Consider the following 17,416-nt stretch of genomic DNA (forward strand, 5'->3'; position numbering starts at 1 on the left):
CATGTCCGAACCTTCCGCCCGCGACCGGCTGCAGCCGTCGTTGCTGGACCGCCTGACCGATTTCGAACCGCATGCGCGTCACGAATCCCGCGAGCGTCGCGTGATCTCGGCGCGTGCGCTGCGCGACAGCGTGCAGCGCGATATCGGCTGGCTTCTCAACGCGAGCGGTCTCGGCGAGAGATCGAACGCGCAGGGCGCGGCGACGCTGCCGCATGTTGCGACGTCGGTGCTCAACTACGGCCTGCCGGATCTCGCCGGCCGCGACGTCGCCGCGCTCGCCGCGGGCGCGCTGGAGCGCATCATCCGCGACGCGCTGTGGGCTTTCGAGCCGCGGCTCGCGCGGGAATCGGTGCAGGTGACGGCGATCGACGAGGCGAAGGGCGCGGGCGTCGCCAAAAGCGCGCGTGGCGCGAGAGGCGGCCACGTGATCCGCTTCGAGATCGAGGCGGACATGTGGTCGCAGCCATATCCCGAGCGGCTGTTCCTGCGCACGGAACTGGATCTCGAAGCGGGCGAAGTGCGCGTCTGCGATGCGTCGGCCGGGGAGCAGCAGACATGAATCCCGCGTTCCTCAGGTATTACAGCCAGGAGCTTCAGCACGTCCGGGAGATGGGCGGAGAATTCGCCGCTGCGTTTCCGAAGATCGCCGGGCGGCTCGCACTCGATGGCGTCGAATGCGCGGACCCGTATGTCGAGCGGCTGCTGGAGGGCTTCAGCTTTCTCGCCGCGCGCGTGCAGATGAAGCTCGACGCCGAGTTCCCGCGCTTCACGCAGCATCTGCTGGAACAGGCGTATCCGCACTATCTCGCGCCGACGCCGTCGATGACCGTCGTGCAGTTGCAGGCCGACCACGCGAATCCGCAACTCGCGGCGAGCGCCGATGGCATCGTGGTGCCGCGTCATACGGCGCTGCGCGGCATGCTCGACAAGTCCGCGTCGACGCGCTGCGAATATCGCACCGCGCATGCGCTCACGCTGTGGCCCATCGAGATCGCGCAGGCGAAGTTCTTCACGCACGCGGGATCGCTGAACGCGGCGGCGGCGCTGCCCGCGGGTGTCAAGGCGGGACTGCGCCTGCGTGTGCGCGCGACCGGCTCGCTAGGCTTCGAGCGCCTCTCGCTCGACCGTCTCGCGCTGTATCTGCGCGGCCCGGATGGCCTGCCGGCCAAACTGCACGAGCGGCTGCTCGCGCATTGCGTCGGCGTCGCGGTGATGCAGCCGGGCAATGGCGCGAGCGCCGCAACCACGCTCGCCGTGCTGCCCGGCACGACGCTGCAGCCGCTCGGCTTTGCCGAAGACGAGGCGCTTCTGCCGGTCGGCCGGCAATCGTTCGACGGCTATCGTCTGCTGCAAGAATATTTCGCCTTCGCGCCGCGCTTCATGTTCGTCGAACTGGCCGGCTTGCGCGATGCGCTGCGTCTTTGCCACGGCCGGGAAGCGGAGATCGTGATCCTGCTCGATCAGGCGGATGCGTCGCTCGAACGCGGCGTCGACGCCTCGAATTTCGCGCTCGACTGCACGCCCGCCATCAACCTGTTTCGCCGCCGCACCGACCGCGTCGCGCTGTCGGACACGGAGTTCGAATATCACGTCGTGGTCGATCGCACGCGTCCGATGGACTACGAAATCCATCAGATCGACGAAGTCACCGGCTACGGCGCGGGCGCCGATGCGCAGAAGCAGTATCGGCCGTTCCACTGCGCGAACGATCTCGACCTGCCGGGCGAGGGCGGCGCGTTCTATCAACTGCGTCGCGAGGCGCGGCGCGCGTCGGTGCGGCAGCAGCAGAACGGCGCGCGCAGCAGCTACCTCGGCAGCGAAGCGTTCATCGCGCTGGTCGATGCGGCGAGCGCGCCCCAAAGCGGCGAAGCGCGCCAGCTCGGCATCAGCGCGTGGTGCACGAACCGCGATCTGCCACTCTCGATGCCGGTCGGCGCGGGCTCGACCGACTTCACGCTCGACGCCGAAGCGCCCGTCACCGCCGTGCGCTGCGTCGCGGGTCCGAGCCGGCCGCTGCCTTCGTTCGCGCAAGGACCGGCGGCGTGGCGGCTGCTCGATCATCTTTCGCTTAACTACGCATCGCTCGTCGATACGAACGAGCAGGAAGGCGCCCGCGCGCTGCGCGAACTCCTCACGCTCTACTGCCCCGCCGATGACGCCGCCGCGCACCGGCAGGTCGAAGGGCTGCGTTCGGTGTCGTGCGCGCCGGTCGTGCGCCGTCTGCCTTCGCCGGGTCCGATCGTCTACGGACGCGGCCTCGCGATCACGCTGCACTTCGACGACGCCGCGTTCGAAGGCGCGAGCGCGTTCCTGCTCGGCGCGGTGCTCGCGCAGTTCTTCGCGCAGTACGTGTCGATCAATTCGTTCACCGAGACCCACGTCGCGACGCTCGCGCGTGGTCCGGTCATGCGGTGGCCAGCGAGGACCGGACGATGCGCGACGCTCTGACCATCGACGGCGTGCTCGCCCGCGACGCCCGCCGCTTCGACTTCTTTCAGGCCCTGCGGCGGATCGAGCAGGCGCATGCGGAGCGTCCGCGCCTCGGCCGGTCGCTGTCCGTGCGCGACGACGCCGTGCGGCTCTCGCAAGACCCCGAGCTGATCTTTCATCCGACGACGCTCGGCGACTACGCGCCGGGCGAGGACGGCAAGCCCGGCCGGCTCGCGGTGAATTTTCTCGGCCTGCTCGGACCGAACGGACCGCTGCCGACTCACCTGACCGCCTACGTGCGCGAGCGCGCGCGCAACGCGAACGATCCGACGCTCGCGCGCTTTCTCGACGTGTTCCATCACCGCATGCTGTCGCTGTTCTATCGCGCGTGGGCGGATGCGCAGCCGGTCGTGAGCGCCGACCGTCCGCGCGACGATCGCTTCGCGGGCTACGTCGGCAGCCTGTTCGGCCTCGGCGCGCCCGCACTCGCCGATCGCGACGCCGTGCCCGATTCCGCCAAGCGTCACTTCGCGGGCGTGCTTGCCGCGCCGACGCGCCATGCCGACGGGCTGCGGCTGATTCTCGCGCGCTTTTTCGGCGTGAACGTGTCGATCGAGCCGTGGCGCGGCCACTGGATCGCGCTGCCGGAAGACGCGCGCACACGTCTTTGCGGCGCGCGGCTCGGCGTATCGACGGTCGTGGGCACGCGGGTCTGGGATTGCCAGCACAAGTTTCGCATCGTGATCGGACCGCTCGGCTATGTCGACTTCATGCGCTTTCTGCCGGGCGGCGCGAGCCTCACGAAGCTCGCCGACTGGGTCCGCAACTACGTGCGCGATCCGCTCGACTGGGACGTGGCGCTGCATCTGAAGCGCGAGGAAGTGCCGCCGCTGCGGCTGCAAGGGCATTCGATGAACGGCGCGCGCCTCGGCTGGAACACCTGGCTCACGAGCGGCGCGCCGGTTCATGACAACCATCGGGTCGTGATCGCCGGGCAGGCGCAAGCGAACCAGAAGCAAGCCAGAAGCAAGGAGACTTCTCATGACTGAAATCAGCCGCATGGCGTTGTTCGGCAAGCTCGATCCGCTTGCCTATCGTGCGATCGAAAACGGCGCTGCGTTCTGCAAGCTGCGCGGCAATCCGTATGTCGAACTGGCGCACTGCGTGCATCAGATTCTGCTCGCGGCGGATTCGGATCTGCGTCGTCTCGTGCGGCATTTCGAGCTGGACCAGGCCGCGCTCGAACGCGATCTGACCGCCGCGCTCGATCGCCTGCCGCGCGGCGCGACCGCCGTTTCCGATATCTCCGCGCAAGTCGATGAAGCCGTCGAGCGCGGCTGGGTCTTCGGCTCGCTGATGTTCAATGCCTCGAAGGTCCGCACCGGGCATCTCGTGATCGGCATGCTGCGCACGCCGAACCTGCGCAACGCGCTCTACGCGCTGTCCCGCCAGTTCGAGAAGATCAGCTTCGATGTGCTGTCCGCGCGCTTCGACGCGCTGCTCGACGGCTCGCCGGAAGCGCAGGCTGCGCCCGTCACGGAGCCCGCCGCGCCGCTCGCGCAGAACGACGCGCTCGCCCGCTACACCGTCGATCTGACCGCCGAGGCGCGCGAGGGCAAGCTCGATCCGATCGTCGGGCGCGATACGGAGATTCGCCAGGTCATCGACATTCTCATGCGGCGGCGGCAGAACAACCCGATCCTGACGGGCGAGGCGGGTGTCGGCAAGACGGCGGTGGTGGAAGGCTTCGCGCAGCGCGTCGTCGCCGGGGACGTGCCGCCCGCGTTGCACGACGCCGTCGTGCGTACGCTCGATGTCGGTCTGCTGCAGGCGGGCGCGAGCGTGAAGGGCGAATTCGAGAGCCGGCTGAAGCAGGTGATCGAAGCAGTGCAGGCGTCGGACCGGCCGGTGATTCTTTTCATCGACGAGGCGCACACGCTCGTCGGCGCGGGCGGCGCGGCGGGCACCGGCGACGCCGCCAACCTGCTCAAGCCCGCGCTCGCACGCGGCACGCTGCGCACGATCGCGGCGACGACCTGGGTCGAATACAAGAAGCACATCGAGAAGGACCCGGCGCTCACGCGGCGCTTTCAGGTGGTCAAGGTGCCGGAGCCGACCGAAGCGGGCGCGATCGCGATGATGCGCGGCCTCGTGCGCAAGATGGAGCGCCATCACGGCGTGCAGGTGCTCGACGAGGCGCTGGAGGCGGCGGTGAAGCTCTCGCATCGCTTCATTCCCGCGCGCCAGTTGCCCGACAAGGCCGTGAGCCTGCTCGACACCGCCTGCGCGCGCGTCGCGGTGAGCCAGCAGGCGCTGCCGCCCGCCATCGACGATGCGAGGCGCCGCATCGAGACGTGGACGACGGAAAGCGAGATTGTGGCGCGCGAAGCGGCGCTTGGCATCGACACGCGGGAACGCGCCGCCGATGTCGCCGCCCGGCTCGACGCCGAACGTGCGCGCCTCGCCGATCTCACCGCGCGCTGGGAGACGGAGCGCGCGCTTGTCGGACGCATTCTCGCGGCGCGGCGGGCGATCGAGGCGGGCGGCGAGTCCGTCACGCTCGCCGACCTGAAAGCGCTGACCGATGAACTCGGCGAGCGCCAGGGCGAAGCGCCGCTGATCCTGCCGGGCGTCGACGCGCACGCGGTCGCATCGGTGGTGCAGGACTGGACCGGCATCCCGGTCGGCCGCATGGTGCGCGACGAAGCCGCCAGCGTGCTCGAGCTGGCCGCGACGCTGAACCGCCGCATCGTCGGACAGGGTCACGCGATGGACATGATCGCGCGCCGCGTGCAGACCGCGCGCGCCGGCCTCGACGATCCCTGCAAGCCGGTCGGCGTGTTCATGCTGGCGGGCACCTCGGGCGTCGGCAAGACCGAAACCGCGCTCGCACTCGCCGAGGCGCTGTACGGCGGCGAGGACAACGTCGTCACCGTGAACATGAGCGAGTACCAGGAAGCGCACACCGTTTCGCTGTTGAAGGGCGCGCCGCCGGGATACGTCGGTTATGGCGAAGGCGGCGTGCTCACCGAGGCGGTGCGGCGCCGTCCCTATAGCGTCGTGCTGCTCGACGAGTTCGAGAAGGCGCATCCGGACGTGCACAAGCTCTTTTTTCAGGTCTTCGACAAGGGCCGCATGGAAGACGGCGAGGGGCGCGAGATCGATTTCAGCAACACGCTGATCCTGCTCACGACCAATGTCGGCACGGAACTCATCACGCATCTGTGCGGCGGGCGTGAAGCGCCGGCGCCGGAAGACATCGCGCGCTCGCTGCGCGAGCCGCTGCTCGAAGCATTTCCGCCGGCGCTGCTCGGGCGCGTCGCGGTGATCCCGTATTACCCGCTCGACCAGGCGATGCTCGATGCGGTGATCCGTCTCCAGCTCGCGCGCATCGGGCGGCGCATCGGCGAGCGGCAGCGCGTGAGCTTCGCCTGGGACGACGCGGTGGTCGGGCAGATCGCGCGGCGCTGCACGGAACTCGCGAGCGGCGGCCGGATGATCGACGCGATTCTCACCAACACCGTGCTGCCGCGCGTGAGCACGGAATTCCTGAGCCGTCTCGTCGATGGCCGCAGCGTGGCGAAAGTCGAAGTCGGCGTATGCGACGGCGAGTTCACCTATTCGTTCGATTGAGGAGCCGGTCATGCCACAACAAGTCGTCATGGGCGCGACGCTGCAATGCTCGTTCGGCGTGACGCCGTCCGCGCTCGTCGTCCTGCCCGTCAACCGCGTGCGCTGCGAAGGGTCGATTGCCGCGAACATCATGGATCACGAGCCGCTCGTGAACATCATGCCGTTCGGCATGTGCACCTCGCAGGCGAATCCCGAAGTCGCCGCGGCCACCGCCGCCGCGCTCGGCACGCCGACGCCGATGCCCTGCGTGCCCGCGACCCTGTCGCCCTGGGTGCCAGGCGCGCTCACGGCGCTGCTCGGCAACCAGCCGTCGCTCGACAACGTTTCCAAATGCCTCTGCAATTGGGGCGGCGTGGTGACGATCGCCGATCCGGCGACGTGCGAAACGCAGATTCCCTGAACGACGAGGCCGCCGATGATGCTCACCGACAACGATCGCATCGCGCAGGTGACCTGCGCGTTCGGCAAGAACGCGCTCGTGCTGTATCGCATGCGCGGACGCGAGGAACTGGGACGCCTCGCGCAATGGGATCTCGAACTGCTCGCCGACCGCTCGAATCTCGACATCGCGAAGATGCTCGGCAGCGACTTCTCGCTGTCGCTCGCGATTCCGTCGGGCGGCACGCGCGAGTACAACGGCATCGTCACGGCGTTCGAGCTGGCGCGGCCCGCGAGCACGCAGCCCAACCGCCCGGCGCTGTATCGCGCGACGGTGCGCCCGCGCCTGTGGCTGCTCACGCGCGCGTCGCACTGCCGCTTCTTCCACCAGATGACCGCGTCCGCGATCATCGGCCGCGTGCTCGCCGACTCTCACATCGACTTCGAGAACAAGTGCTCGGCGACGTATCCGGGCCTCGAACATTGCGCGCAGTACCGCGAGACGGATTTTGATTTCGTGAGCCGGCTCGCCGAGCGCGAAGGCATTTATTACTACTTCGAGCATCGGGGCGGCAAGCATCGGCTGATTCTCACGGATTCGTCGCATGCGCATGGCGCGACGCCGCATTGCGATGCACTGCCATTTCGCGCGCAGAGCAGCGCGCCGCACGAGCACGAGTGGGTCTACGCATGGTCCACGGGCGGCGAAGTGGCGACCGGCATCGTCGAGCTCAACGATTACGACTTCGAGAAGCCGTCGCAATCGGCGCAGCAAGGTCTCGTCGCGCGCGCGCATCGCGTGAAGCGCTTCGACGAACCCGTCTACGCGATGCAGGAGCACGCGCCGGGCTACACGCGCCACGAGGACGCCGAGCGTCTCGCACGCGCGCGCGTCGAGGCGCATCAGGCGGCCAATGTCTTCGTGAGCGCGCGCACGACCGCGCGCGCCATCTGGCCTGGCGGAACCGTGCATTTGAGCGATCATCCGCTCGCGCAGCACAACGGTGAGTACCTCGTCGTTTCGGCCGAATATGAAATCAATTCGGATGACTATATTTCCACTTTCGAGGCGCGCGCCCGGCCGCCCGTGTTCGATTGCGCCTTCACGGCGTTGCCGCGCGACGCCGGATTCCGGGCCGCGCGCAGCACGCCGCGCGCGTGCGTGGCGGGGCCGCAAACGGCGGTGGTCGTCGGGCCGAAAGGCGAAGAGATCCATACCGACAAATACGGCCGCATCAAGGTGCAGTTTCTTTGGGAGCAGCTCGGACCGGAGGCGTCGCGCGAGTCGCTGCAGCGCTGCTGGGTGCGCGTCGCGCAGCCCTGGGCCGGCAAGGGCTACGGGGCGTTCTTCCTGCCGCGCATCGGACAGGAAGTGCTGGTGCATTTCATCGAAGGCGATCCGGATCAGCCGCTCGTGATCGGCAGCGTCTACAACGCCGCGCAGACAACACCTTACGAACTGCCTGCGAAGATGGCCCGCACCACGCTCAAGAGCAATTCGACGAAAGGCGGCAACGGCTTCAACGAAATGCGCTTCGACGATACGAAGGATGCCGAGCAGTTGTTCTTTCACGCCGAGCGCGACCTGGAAACCTGGGTCAAGCACGACGCGCTCACGCGCATCGGCCGCGAGCGGCATGTAATCGTCGAGCAGGACGACTACGCGCGCTGCGGCGGAAATCGCAGCGACGCGGTGCAAGGCGACCAGCGCACGGGCATCGGCGGCAAGTTTTCCCTCGAAATCGGCGGCGATACACATCACAAGAGCGGGGCGAATATTTCGGTGGGGGCGGGTGTTAACGTCGATGTGAAGGGCGGAGCGAACGTCACCATCGAGGCCGGCGTGACGCTTACGCTCAAGGCGGGCGGCAACACCATCGTGCTCGGACCGTCCGGCATCGCGATCAGCGCGGCCGGGCCGGTGTCGATCGACGGCGTGGTCGTGCAGATCAACTGCGGCGGGGCAGGCGCCGGCGCGGGCGCGGCGAGCGCGTCGCCCGATGCGCCCGCCGCGCCCCGCCAGGCCGACGACGGCTCCAGATGAACGGACACCAAGGAGACTCCATGTATCTCACGCTCACGGTGGAGAGCTATCAGGGCAGCACGCCCGACGCGCCGCTCGCGTGCCGCTTCGGCGCCGCGGGCGGCACCATCGGGCGCGGCACCGGCAACGTGCTGGTGCTGCCGGATGCGGCGAAGACCGTGTCGCGCGTGCATGCGCGGATCGACTGGACCGAGGACGGCTGGCGGCTCGCCGATCTCGGCGGCAATCCGAGCCGGGTCAACGGCCGGCCGCTCGCGGGCGGCCAGCCCGCGCCGCTCGCCGACGGCGACGTGCTGGAGATCGGCGGCTACCGGCTCGGCGTGCGAACGATGGCGCGCGCACCCGCTGCAGCGTTCGACGCGCCGCTTGGCGTGCATGACCGTCGCGGCTTCGATCCTCTGGACGCGGCGAGCGCGCAGCAAGAGGGCGCGGCGCAGACCTTCGCGCACGATCCGCTCGCCTGCGCGGCGGTGCTGGCGGATTCGCCGCTGCCGAGCCCGCGCTTCGATCCGCTCTGCGGTGAACATGCAGCGCCTCACCGGCTCGACGGCCATGCGGCGTTCGCCGGATCGCAGAGCGATCACGTGCCGCCCGAGCAGGTCGCCTACGCGCCGCCCGTGCGCGCGATCACGCATGCGCTGGCGGGCGGCATTCCGCACGACTACGATCCGCTCGGCGACATGGCGCTGGCGCCTTGCACGAGCGCCCCGGAATTGCCGATCCCCACGACGGCCGCCGCGAACGACGCGGTAGCCGAATCGGCCTACGCGGCGTTGCTCGACGGCATGGGCGTCGATGCCGCCGCGCTCAACACACGCAATGCCGCCGAGGTCGCGCGTCTCGCGGGCGCGATGCTGCGCACGGCGGTGCGAGGCGTCGTGGACGTGCTGCTCTCGCGCTCGGTGATGAAGCGCGAAATCAGCCTCGACACGACCATGCTGGTCCAGCGCGACAACAACCCGCTCAAGTTTTTCCCCGACGGCGACGGCGCGCTCGCGCAGATGCTGCGTGGCGCGAGCGCCGGCTATCTGCCCGCGCAGAGCGCGCTTCAAGGCGCCTTCGACGATATCCGGCGGCACGAACTCGCGGTCCTCGCGGGCACGCGCGCGGCCATGCAGCACCTGCTCGGGCGCTTCGATCCGCAGGCGATCGCGGCGGCCGCCGACACCCGGCGCGGCTGGCTCGACTGGCTGCCCGCGTGCCGCAAGGCGCGTCAGTGGGAGCGTCTGGTGGCGCTGCATGCCGAACTGACGCGCGCGAGCGCCGACGACCTCCAGGCGCTCACCGGCAGCGCTTTCAACGACGCATATGAGCGGCAGGCGAACGATTTCGCCGATGCGAAGCCGCTGGCTCCTTCAATCCTTCATTGAATCCAAGCGCGAGGCGACGATGTCCAGGAACAACAAGGTGATCTGGTCCGAAGGCATGCTGCTTCAGCCGCAGCATCTGCAGCAGCATGACCGCTACATGCGCGCGCAGATCGACGCGCGTTGCGCCGCCCTGCGGCCCTATGCGTTCGGCTTTTCGGAACTGGAGATCGACGTCGGGCAACTGAAGCTCGGCCGCATCGCGCTGACCGCGTGCGCGGGCGTGCTGCCCGATGGCAGTCCGTTCCGGCTTCCCGCCGACGATGAACTCCCGCTTCCCCTCGCCGTGCCCGAGGACGCGCGCGATCTGACGGTCGTGCTCGCGTTGCCCGTCGCGCGTCATGGCGCGCCCGAGGCCGCGTATGCGGCGCAGGCCGGTCACGATGGCTTCGCGCGCCACCGTATCGCGGAAACGGAAGTGCTCGACAGCAACGAAGGCGCGACCGGCGCCGCGCTCGTGCAGGTCGGCAAGCTGCAGCTGCGCCTCGCGTTCGAGGAGGACGTGGCGCACGCGCATACGTCGCTCGGGATCGCGCGCATCGTCGAGCGTCGCGCGGACAACAGCATCGTGCTCGATGCCGCCTACGCGCCGCCCTGCCTCGACTATCGCGTGTCGCGGCGGCTGTGCGGATTCGTCGACGAACTCACGGGCCTCATGCACCAGCGCGCCGATGCGCTCGCCGCGCGCCTCGCCCAGCCCGCCGCGACCGGCGCGGCGGAGATCGCCGACTTTCTGCTGCTGCAGGTGCTCAACCGGGCGGAGCCGTTGTTCGCGGGGATCGCGTCGACGACCGGTCTGCATCCGCACGACCTTCATCAGCACGCCTTGCAACTGGCGGGCGAGCTTGCCACGTTCAGCCAGTCCGGCAAGCGTCCGGGCGCGTTCCCGGCGTATCGCCACGAGCGGCTCGACGCGACCTTCACGCCGATCGTCGATGCGCTGCGCGCCGCGCTCGCCGCCGTGATGGACCCGCATGCCGTGCCGATCGCGCTGGAGGAGCGCAAGTACGGCCTGCGCGTGGCGATCGTGCCGGACCGCGAGCTGTTCCGCTCGGCGAGCTTCGTGCTCGCGGTGAAGGCCGATCTCGCGCCCGCCGTGCTGCTCAACGGCTTTCCGCAGCAGGCCAAGCTCGGGCCAGTCGAGCGCATCCGCGATCTCGTCAATCTGCAATTGCCGGGCGTCGCGCTGCGTGCGCTGCCGGTCGCGCCGCGCCAGTTGCCGTTCCATGCCGGCTTCACCTATTTCGAGCTGGAGCGCGGCGGCGATCTGTGGTGGCAGTTCGCGACCTCGGCGGGCGTGGCGCTGCATGTAGCGGGGGATTTTCCCGGCATCCAGTTCGAGTTCTGGGCGATCCGCCCGTGAATCCCCGCTCCATTCGACGAAGGAACGTATCGTGAATGCACCCGCCTTGCCGCAAGCCGGCTTCGATCCCGACGACACCATTCTGATTCCGCAACCGGGCGCACGCCCGGCGGAGCGCGCGCGCATGGACGAAGCGCTGCGCGCACCGGTGCTGCCGGCCGCGAGCGGCCTGAACCCGCTGGTGCGCGCGGCCAATCCGCTCATCGAACTGGCGCTGCCGCTGCGTCAGCGTGCGGCGATCGCGGACATCGAAGGCGTGCGAGGCGAGCTCGTACGCATGGTGCGCGCCTTCGAGCAGGAGGCCCGCGCGGGCGGCGCCGACACCGAGAAGCTCGCGGCGGCGCGCTATTGCCTGTGCACCTGCATCGACGAGGCGATCGCGGGCACGCCGTGGGGCAGCGGCGTCTGGGCGAGCCGCAGCCTGCTCGTGACCTTTCACAACGAGGCGTCGGGCGGCGAGCGCTTCTTTCTGATCCTGCAACGGCTCGCGCAGGACCCGGCGCGCAACGTCGACGTGCTGGAGCTTCTGTACGTGATCCTGTCGCTCGGGTTCGAAGGACGCTATCGACTGATCGACGGCGGACGCAGTCAGCTCGAATCCGTGCGCGAGCGGCTCGAACGCATCATCCGCGACCAGCGCGGCGCGTTCGAAACCGAACTGTCGGTGCACTGGCGGCCCGCCGAGCGCGCGCGCCGGCCGCTCGTGCAGCGCATGCCGCCGTGGGTCTGCGCCGCACTGGCGGGCGTCGTGGTGGTGGCGACGCACATCGCGCTCGCGATGAGCCTGAATCGCACGTCCGACCCCGCGTTCGAAGCGCTCGACCGCGTTCGCGTGAGAGTGAGCGCGCGGCCCGCCGCGCCGGCGCGCGTGATCGCGCCCGCCGCGATGCCCGCCGCCGCCGCGAGCCTCGCGAGCTTCCTCGCGCCCGAGATTCGCGAAGGCCTGGTCTCGGTGCGCGAAGCGGCGGACCGCTCGATCGTCACGATCAACGGCGACAACCTGTTCGCCTCCGGCAGCGCGTCGCTCGATCCCGCCTACGGCGCGCTGATCGGGCGCATCGCGCAGGCGCTTGCAGGCGTGCCCGGCAAGGTCGTCGTGACGGGCCATACCGACGATCAGCGGCTCGTGTCCGCGCGCTTCCCGTCGAACTGGCATCTGTCGCAGGCGCGCGCCGACAGCGTGCGCGCGATGCTCGCGTCGCTCACTGGCACGCCCGCGCGCTTTTCGGCGGAAGGGCGCGGCGACGCCGAGCCGCTCGCGTCGAACGATACGCCCGCCGGCCGCGCGAAAAACCGCCGCGTGGAGATCACGCTGCTCGCGCCGGGCGCATCGTCGTAAGTCATTCGTCAAGCAGATCAGCATGGAGATATCGATGAAAAAGATCGCAGGAGCGCTCAGGACGCCGCAATGGTTGACGCTTGCGGGCGTGCTCGCGTTGCTCGTCGTCGTGTGGTTCGAAGGGCCGCTGTTCGCCTTCGATGGCCACGCGCCGCTCGAGACGGCTCGCCACCGCTGGATCGCGATGGCCGCGCTCGTCGCCGTGTGGGGAATCGTCTGGGGCGCGCGCCTCGTCGCCGCGCGGCTCGTCAATCTGCGCTTCATGAGCGGCGTGGCGGGGCAGGGACAGGCGCCAGCGGCCGGCAGCGCGGAGCTCGCGGTGCTGCGCGAGCGCTTCGAGCAGGCGCTCGCGATCCTGCGGCAGGCGCGCATGAAAGGCGTCAACGGCCGTCAATGGGTATATCAGTTGCCGTGGTACATGTTCATCGGCGCGCCGGGCACCGGCAAGAGCACGGCGCTTGCGCATTCCGGCCTGCGCTTTCCGCTGCGCGAGAAGCTCGGCGAGGACGCGATCGGCGGCGTCGGCGGCACGCGTCACTGCGACTGGTGGTTCACCGACGACGCCGTGCTCGTCGACACGGCAGGCCGCTTCACGACGCAGGACAGCGACGCACACGCCGACGAATCCGCGTGGACCGGCTTCCTGCAACTGCTGCGCAAATACCGGCCGCGGCGGCCGCTGAACGGCGTCATCGTCACGCTCTCGGCGGCGGATCTCGTGCGTGAGGACGACGCCGCGCGCGACACGCACATCCGCACGATCCGCAGCCGCCTCACGGAGCTGAGCGAGCGGCTCGGCGTGCGCTTTCCGGTGTACGTCGTCGTGACGAAGTGCGACCTGCTCGCGGGCTTCACCGAATTCTTCGACGATCTCGGCGAAGCGGAGCGCAACCAGGTCTGGGGCATCACCTTCGCGCTCGACGAGTCGCCGGGGGCGAGCGCGGCGCTCGCCGCATTCCCCGCCGAATTCGATGCGCTCGGCACGCGGCTGCAGGCGCGCGTGCTGCATCGCATGCAGCGTGAGACGGACGTCGCGCGGCGCGCGCGCATCTACGGCTTCGCGCAGCAGTTCGCGGGGCTGCAGCCGGCGCTCGGCCGTTTTCTCGATGGCGCGTTTCGCGGCACGCGCTTCGACGCGTCGCCGCTCCTGCGCGGGGTCTATTTCACGAGCGGCACGCAGCACGGCCGGCCGATCGACCGCGCGATCAGCAGCATCGCGCAATCGCTCGGCTTGCGTCGCGATGCGGCGTATAACCGCGATGCGTCGGGGCGCGCGTATTTCATCAACCGGATGCTCAAGGACGTGGTGATCGCGGAAGCCGGGCTGGTGGGCGCGAACGCCCGCTTCGAGCGCTGCAGCGCGTGGCTGCGGCGCGGCGCGCTCGCGCTGGTCGGCGTGACGCTCGCGCTCGCGCTCGCGTGCATGGCCGTGAGCTATCAGCGCAATCGCGCCTATGTCGCGGCGTTCGAGCGCGAGACGCAGCATGTCGGGCAACTGGCGCGCGAGGCGAACGCGGCCGCCGGTCCGCTCGCCGTGCTGCCGCTCCTGGACGCGGCGCGCGCGCTGCCCGGCGGCTATGCCGACGCCGGCAAGCCGGTGCCGTGGCTCACGCGGCTCTGGCTCTATCAGGGCGACAAGCTCGGTCAGGCGGCGCGCGTGACGTACCGGCGTCTGCTCGATCAGACCTTGCTGCCGCTCGCGGTCGGCACCTTGACGCAGGAATTGCGCGATGGCGCAACGGGCAATGCTTCGGCATCCGAAGCGCATCGGTATGAAGCGCTGCGCGCCTATCTGATGCTCGGCGACGCGCGCCATTTCGACGCCGCCGCGCTGCGCGCGCACCTGGTTCCGGCGCTCGCGGGTGACGCGAGTCCCGCGCAGCGCAGCGCGCTCGACGCGCATCTCGCCGCGCTGTTCGACAAGACGCACTTCGATCCGTCGCTCCCGCTCGACGACGCGCTCATCAGGACGGCGCGCGCGCGGCTGGCGGAGTTGCCGCTGTCGCAGCGCATCGGCAACCGGGTGGATGGCGAACTCGCGCAGGGCAACATCGCTGCGTTCAGCGTGAGCGCAGCGGCCGGACCCAACGCGCCGCTGCTGCTGCGGCGCACGAGCGGCGCGCCGCTCACGGCCGGCGTCGCGGGCGCGTACACGCGCGCCGGCTATGCGCAATACACGCGCCTGCGCGACGCCGCGCTCGCCAATGTCGAGAAGGACGCCTGGGTGCTCGGCCGCGACGACGTCGCGCTCACGCCCGATGGCATCGCCGCATTGCGCGCCGCACTCGACGAGCGTTACTTCGACGCGTATATCCACGCATGGGACGCACTGCTCGACGATGTGAGCGCAGCGCCCGTCAGCGGTCTCGCCGATGGCGCGCGTATCTCGAACGAGCTGTCCGCGCCCGACTCGCCGCTCAGGAAGTTCATCGTCGCGGCGGCGCGCGAGACGACGCTCGGCGCGAACCCGACGACGCGCGTCGACGACCACTTCCAGCCGCTGCATCAGCTCGCAGGCAAGCCGGGCGACCCCACGGTGCTGGATCGCGCGCTCGCGCCGCTCAAGGACGCCGCCGTCTATCTCGATGCCGCCGACGCCGCGCGCAGAATGGGCCAGCCCGCGCCCGCCGGCGACGCGCTCGGCAAGCTGAGGCTCGCGAGCCAGACGAGCCCGGCGCCGCTCACGCCGGTCGCCGCGTCGATCGCCACGGCCGGCACGGCGCTCCTCGAAGGCGGCGAGCGCGCCCGGCTGGATGCGCAGTGGAACGCGAACGCCGGCCTGCTGTGCCGCCGCGCGCTCGATGGCCGCTATCCCTTCGTGCGTGCTTCTACGCGCGACGTCGCCGCCGACGACTTCGGCAAGCTGTTCGCGCCGGGCGGCCTGATCGACGATTTCTTCCAGAAGAACCTGGCCGCGCTGGTCGATACGAGCGGGCCCGTCTGGCAATGGCGCGCCGGCACGCCGCCGGCGGGCATGCCGCGCGACGCGCTCGCGCAATTCCAGCGTGCCGCGCAGATCCGCGATGCGTTCTTCCACGACGGCAGCCGCGACATGTCGATCCGTTTTCGCGTGAAGGCGCTCTCGTTCGATCCGGCGGTGACGCAACTGAATCTCGACATCGACGGGCAGCAGCTTGCGCTCAGACAGGACGGCCTTCAGTCGATGCTGCTGCAGTGGCCGAGCGGCAAGAACACGGGCCGCGCCAGTGCGCAGTTCGATCCGGCTTTTGCGACGCAAGCCGCGCCGCTCGACGCGAGCGGTCCGTGGGCGCTCCTGCATCTGATCGATGCGGGCAGGCTCGATGCCACCGCGCAGCCGGACCGCTACCGGCTCACGCTCGATTCCGCCGGACGCAAGGCCGTGCTGCAGCTGGACGCGACGAGCGTCGTCAATCCCTTCCGGCGCGCGCCGCTCGAACAGTTTCGCTGTCCGGAACATCTGTGATGGCGTCGCCGGGTGTCGCCGGATGCTTCGGCAAGCTGCGCGGCAACGGCGACTTCGTGACGCGGCGTCTGCCGCAAGGCTTCGTCGTTCCCTGGGATGCGATGTTGCAGGCGGGCCTGCTCGCGAGCCGCGCGGCGCGCGGGCGCGCCTGGCTCGACGCGTATCTGACCGCGCCGCTGTGGCGCTTCGCGCTCGGCGGCGGCGTGCTGGGTGAGGACGGCTGGGCGGGCGTGCTGATGCCGAGCGTCGACAGTGCGGGCCGGCATTTTCCCCTGACGATCGCCGCGCCCGTCGAAGCGGGCGCGTGGTCCGCCTGGCGTCCGCATTCGCACGCGTGGTTTGCGCATTGCGGCGCGCTCGCGCTCGCGACGCTCGGCAAGGGCGCGCGTCTCGCGGATTTCGATGCCGGATTGCTGGCGCTATCGCTCGGACATGACGCGAACGAAGTTTCGACGCCGCCGCATGCAGGAGCCAGGGGAACGAGCGTCTGGTGGCACGCGCAATCGGCGCGCACGAGCGCAGGTCTGCCCGATGCCGCGTTCGTCGCGGCGCTCTTCGATGACCGTGCCGGTTAGACGCCGTCGAAGCAGGCGATGACGGCCGTGATGTTGTCCTTGCCGCCCGCATCGAGCGCGAGCGCCACCAGCCGCTCGCAGGCGTCGTCGATGCCTTGCGGCGTCATCGCTCCGAGGACCGTTTCGATTTCGCCATGCGGCACCTCGCCGTGCAGCCCGTCGCTGCACAGCAGATAACGGTCGCCGGGCAGCCACGCATGCGTTTCGATGATGGGCGCGATCGACGGCAGCGGCCCGAGCGCCTGCAGCAGCACGTTGCGCGGAGGCAAATGTTCGATGACACCGCGCTCCAGCGCCTGCTGATAGAGCGTCTGGTCGCGCGAAAGCTGCGTGAGCGCACCGTCGCGATAGCGGTAGAGGCGGCTGTCGCCGACGTGAAGCGAGATCAGACTCGCCGAGCCGGACGGCTGCCAGATGCCCGTCAACGTGGTGCCCATCGACCGGTGGGCGAGGCGCTCGCGCAGGTTCATCGCGTGAAGCGTCGCGTTGGCGTGGTCGAGCGCGTCGGCGGCGGCGCGCATCGCGCATGCCGATTCATCGTGTACGGTGGCGTCGGGATCGTAGGTGTGGGCGGCGTCGGCGTGAGCGCGCGACGTCGTATCGGCGGCGAGTCGCGTGGCGATGCAGTCGAGCGCGAGCGCGCTGGCGCGCGCGCCGAAGGCATGGCCGCCCATGCCGTCCGCGACCGCGACGAGGTTCAGCGCCGGATCGATCAGAAAGCGGTCCTGGTTCTCGCGGCGCACGCGGCCGGCATCGGTGAGGCCGGACGCCGCGCATGCGGCAAGGCGCACCGGCGCGCGGCGGATGAGCGTGTCGGGATTCATCGGTCGTGCTCCTTCGGA

General features: G+C 69.7%; 12 protein-coding genes. 11 read left to right on the forward strand and 1 reads right to left on the reverse strand.

Annotation, left to right across the window (positions count from 1 at the left end; all coding sequences use genetic code 11):
• Position 1 precedes the first annotated feature (1 nt).
• The 11 genes from tssE to tagF are packed head-to-tail and all read left to right on the forward strand — an operon-like array spanning position 2 to position 16,574.
• Complete coding sequence (gene tssE, locus BTHE68_RS25330; RefSeq protein WP_162069013.1) at positions 2-559, forward strand: type VI secretion system baseplate subunit TssE; 558 nt, start codon at positions 2-4, stop codon at positions 557-559.
• Positions 556-2,448 (forward strand): type VI secretion system baseplate subunit TssF, encoded by a 1,893-nt coding sequence (gene tssF / locus BTHE68_RS25335; RefSeq protein ID WP_162069014.1) that lies wholly within the window; start codon positions 556-558, stop codon positions 2,446-2,448. Before tssE ends, tssF begins: the two co-directional genes overlap by 4 nt.
• On the forward strand, positions 2,433-3,479 hold the full coding sequence (gene tssG / locus BTHE68_RS25340) for a type VI secretion system baseplate subunit TssG (RefSeq protein WP_162069015.1): 1,047 nt from the start codon (positions 2,433-2,435) through the stop codon (positions 3,477-3,479). The genes tssF and tssG overlap by 16 nt, the downstream gene beginning before the upstream one ends.
• Complete coding sequence (gene tssH, locus BTHE68_RS25345) at positions 3,472-6,063, forward strand: type VI secretion system ATPase TssH (RefSeq protein ID WP_162069016.1); 2,592 nt, start codon at positions 3,472-3,474, stop codon at positions 6,061-6,063. The genes tssG and tssH overlap by 8 nt, the downstream gene beginning before the upstream one ends.
• A 10-nt stretch (positions 6,064-6,073) precedes the next feature.
• Positions 6,074-6,463, forward strand: a complete 390-nt coding sequence (locus BTHE68_RS25350; protein ID WP_162069017.1) for a DUF4280 domain-containing protein — start codon at positions 6,074-6,076, stop codon at positions 6,461-6,463.
• A gap of 15 nt (positions 6,464-6,478) precedes the next feature.
• Positions 6,479-8,485 carry a type VI secretion system Vgr family protein gene (locus tag BTHE68_RS25355; protein WP_162069018.1) on the forward strand — a complete coding sequence of 669 codons (2,007 nt, stop codon included), beginning with the start codon at positions 6,479-6,481 and terminating at the stop codon, positions 8,483-8,485.
• Between the two features lie 20 nt (positions 8,486-8,505).
• Positions 8,506-9,855 carry a type VI secretion system-associated FHA domain protein TagH gene (gene tagH, locus BTHE68_RS25360; RefSeq protein ID WP_162069019.1) on the forward strand — a complete coding sequence of 450 codons (1,350 nt, stop codon included), beginning with the start codon at positions 8,506-8,508 and terminating at the stop codon, positions 9,853-9,855.
• A 19-nt stretch (positions 9,856-9,874) separates the two neighbouring features.
• Positions 9,875-11,215 (forward strand): type VI secretion system baseplate subunit TssK, encoded by a 1,341-nt coding sequence (gene tssK, locus BTHE68_RS25365; protein WP_162069020.1) that lies wholly within the window; start codon positions 9,875-9,877, stop codon positions 11,213-11,215.
• Positions 11,216-11,246: 31 nt separating this feature from the next.
• Positions 11,247-12,554 carry a type VI secretion system protein TssL, long form gene (tssL, locus tag BTHE68_RS25370; RefSeq protein WP_162069021.1) on the forward strand — a complete coding sequence of 436 codons (1,308 nt, stop codon included), beginning with the start codon at positions 11,247-11,249 and terminating at the stop codon, positions 12,552-12,554.
• Between the two features lie 34 nt (positions 12,555-12,588).
• Positions 12,589-15,999 carry a type VI secretion system membrane subunit TssM gene (gene tssM, locus BTHE68_RS25375; protein ID WP_162069022.1) on the forward strand — a complete coding sequence of 1,137 codons (3,411 nt, stop codon included), beginning with the start codon at positions 12,589-12,591 and terminating at the stop codon, positions 15,997-15,999.
• Positions 15,999-16,574, forward strand: a complete 576-nt coding sequence (gene tagF, locus BTHE68_RS25380; protein WP_162069023.1) for a type VI secretion system-associated protein TagF — start codon at positions 15,999-16,001, stop codon at positions 16,572-16,574. Before tssM ends, tagF begins: the two co-directional genes overlap by 1 nt.
• Here tagF and BTHE68_RS25385 read toward each other — a convergent pair.
• A complete protein-coding gene (locus BTHE68_RS25385) occupies positions 16,571-17,398 on the reverse strand; it encodes a PP2C family protein-serine/threonine phosphatase (protein ID WP_162069024.1) in 828 nt (275 codons plus the stop codon). The two genes, tagF and BTHE68_RS25385, sit on opposite strands and share 4 nt — an antisense overlap.
• Positions 17,399-17,416 lie beyond the last annotated feature (18 nt).

This window comes from Burkholderia sp. THE68, assembly GCF_009938265.1.
Taxonomy (GTDB): domain Bacteria; phylum Pseudomonadota; class Gammaproteobacteria; order Burkholderiales; family Burkholderiaceae; genus Caballeronia.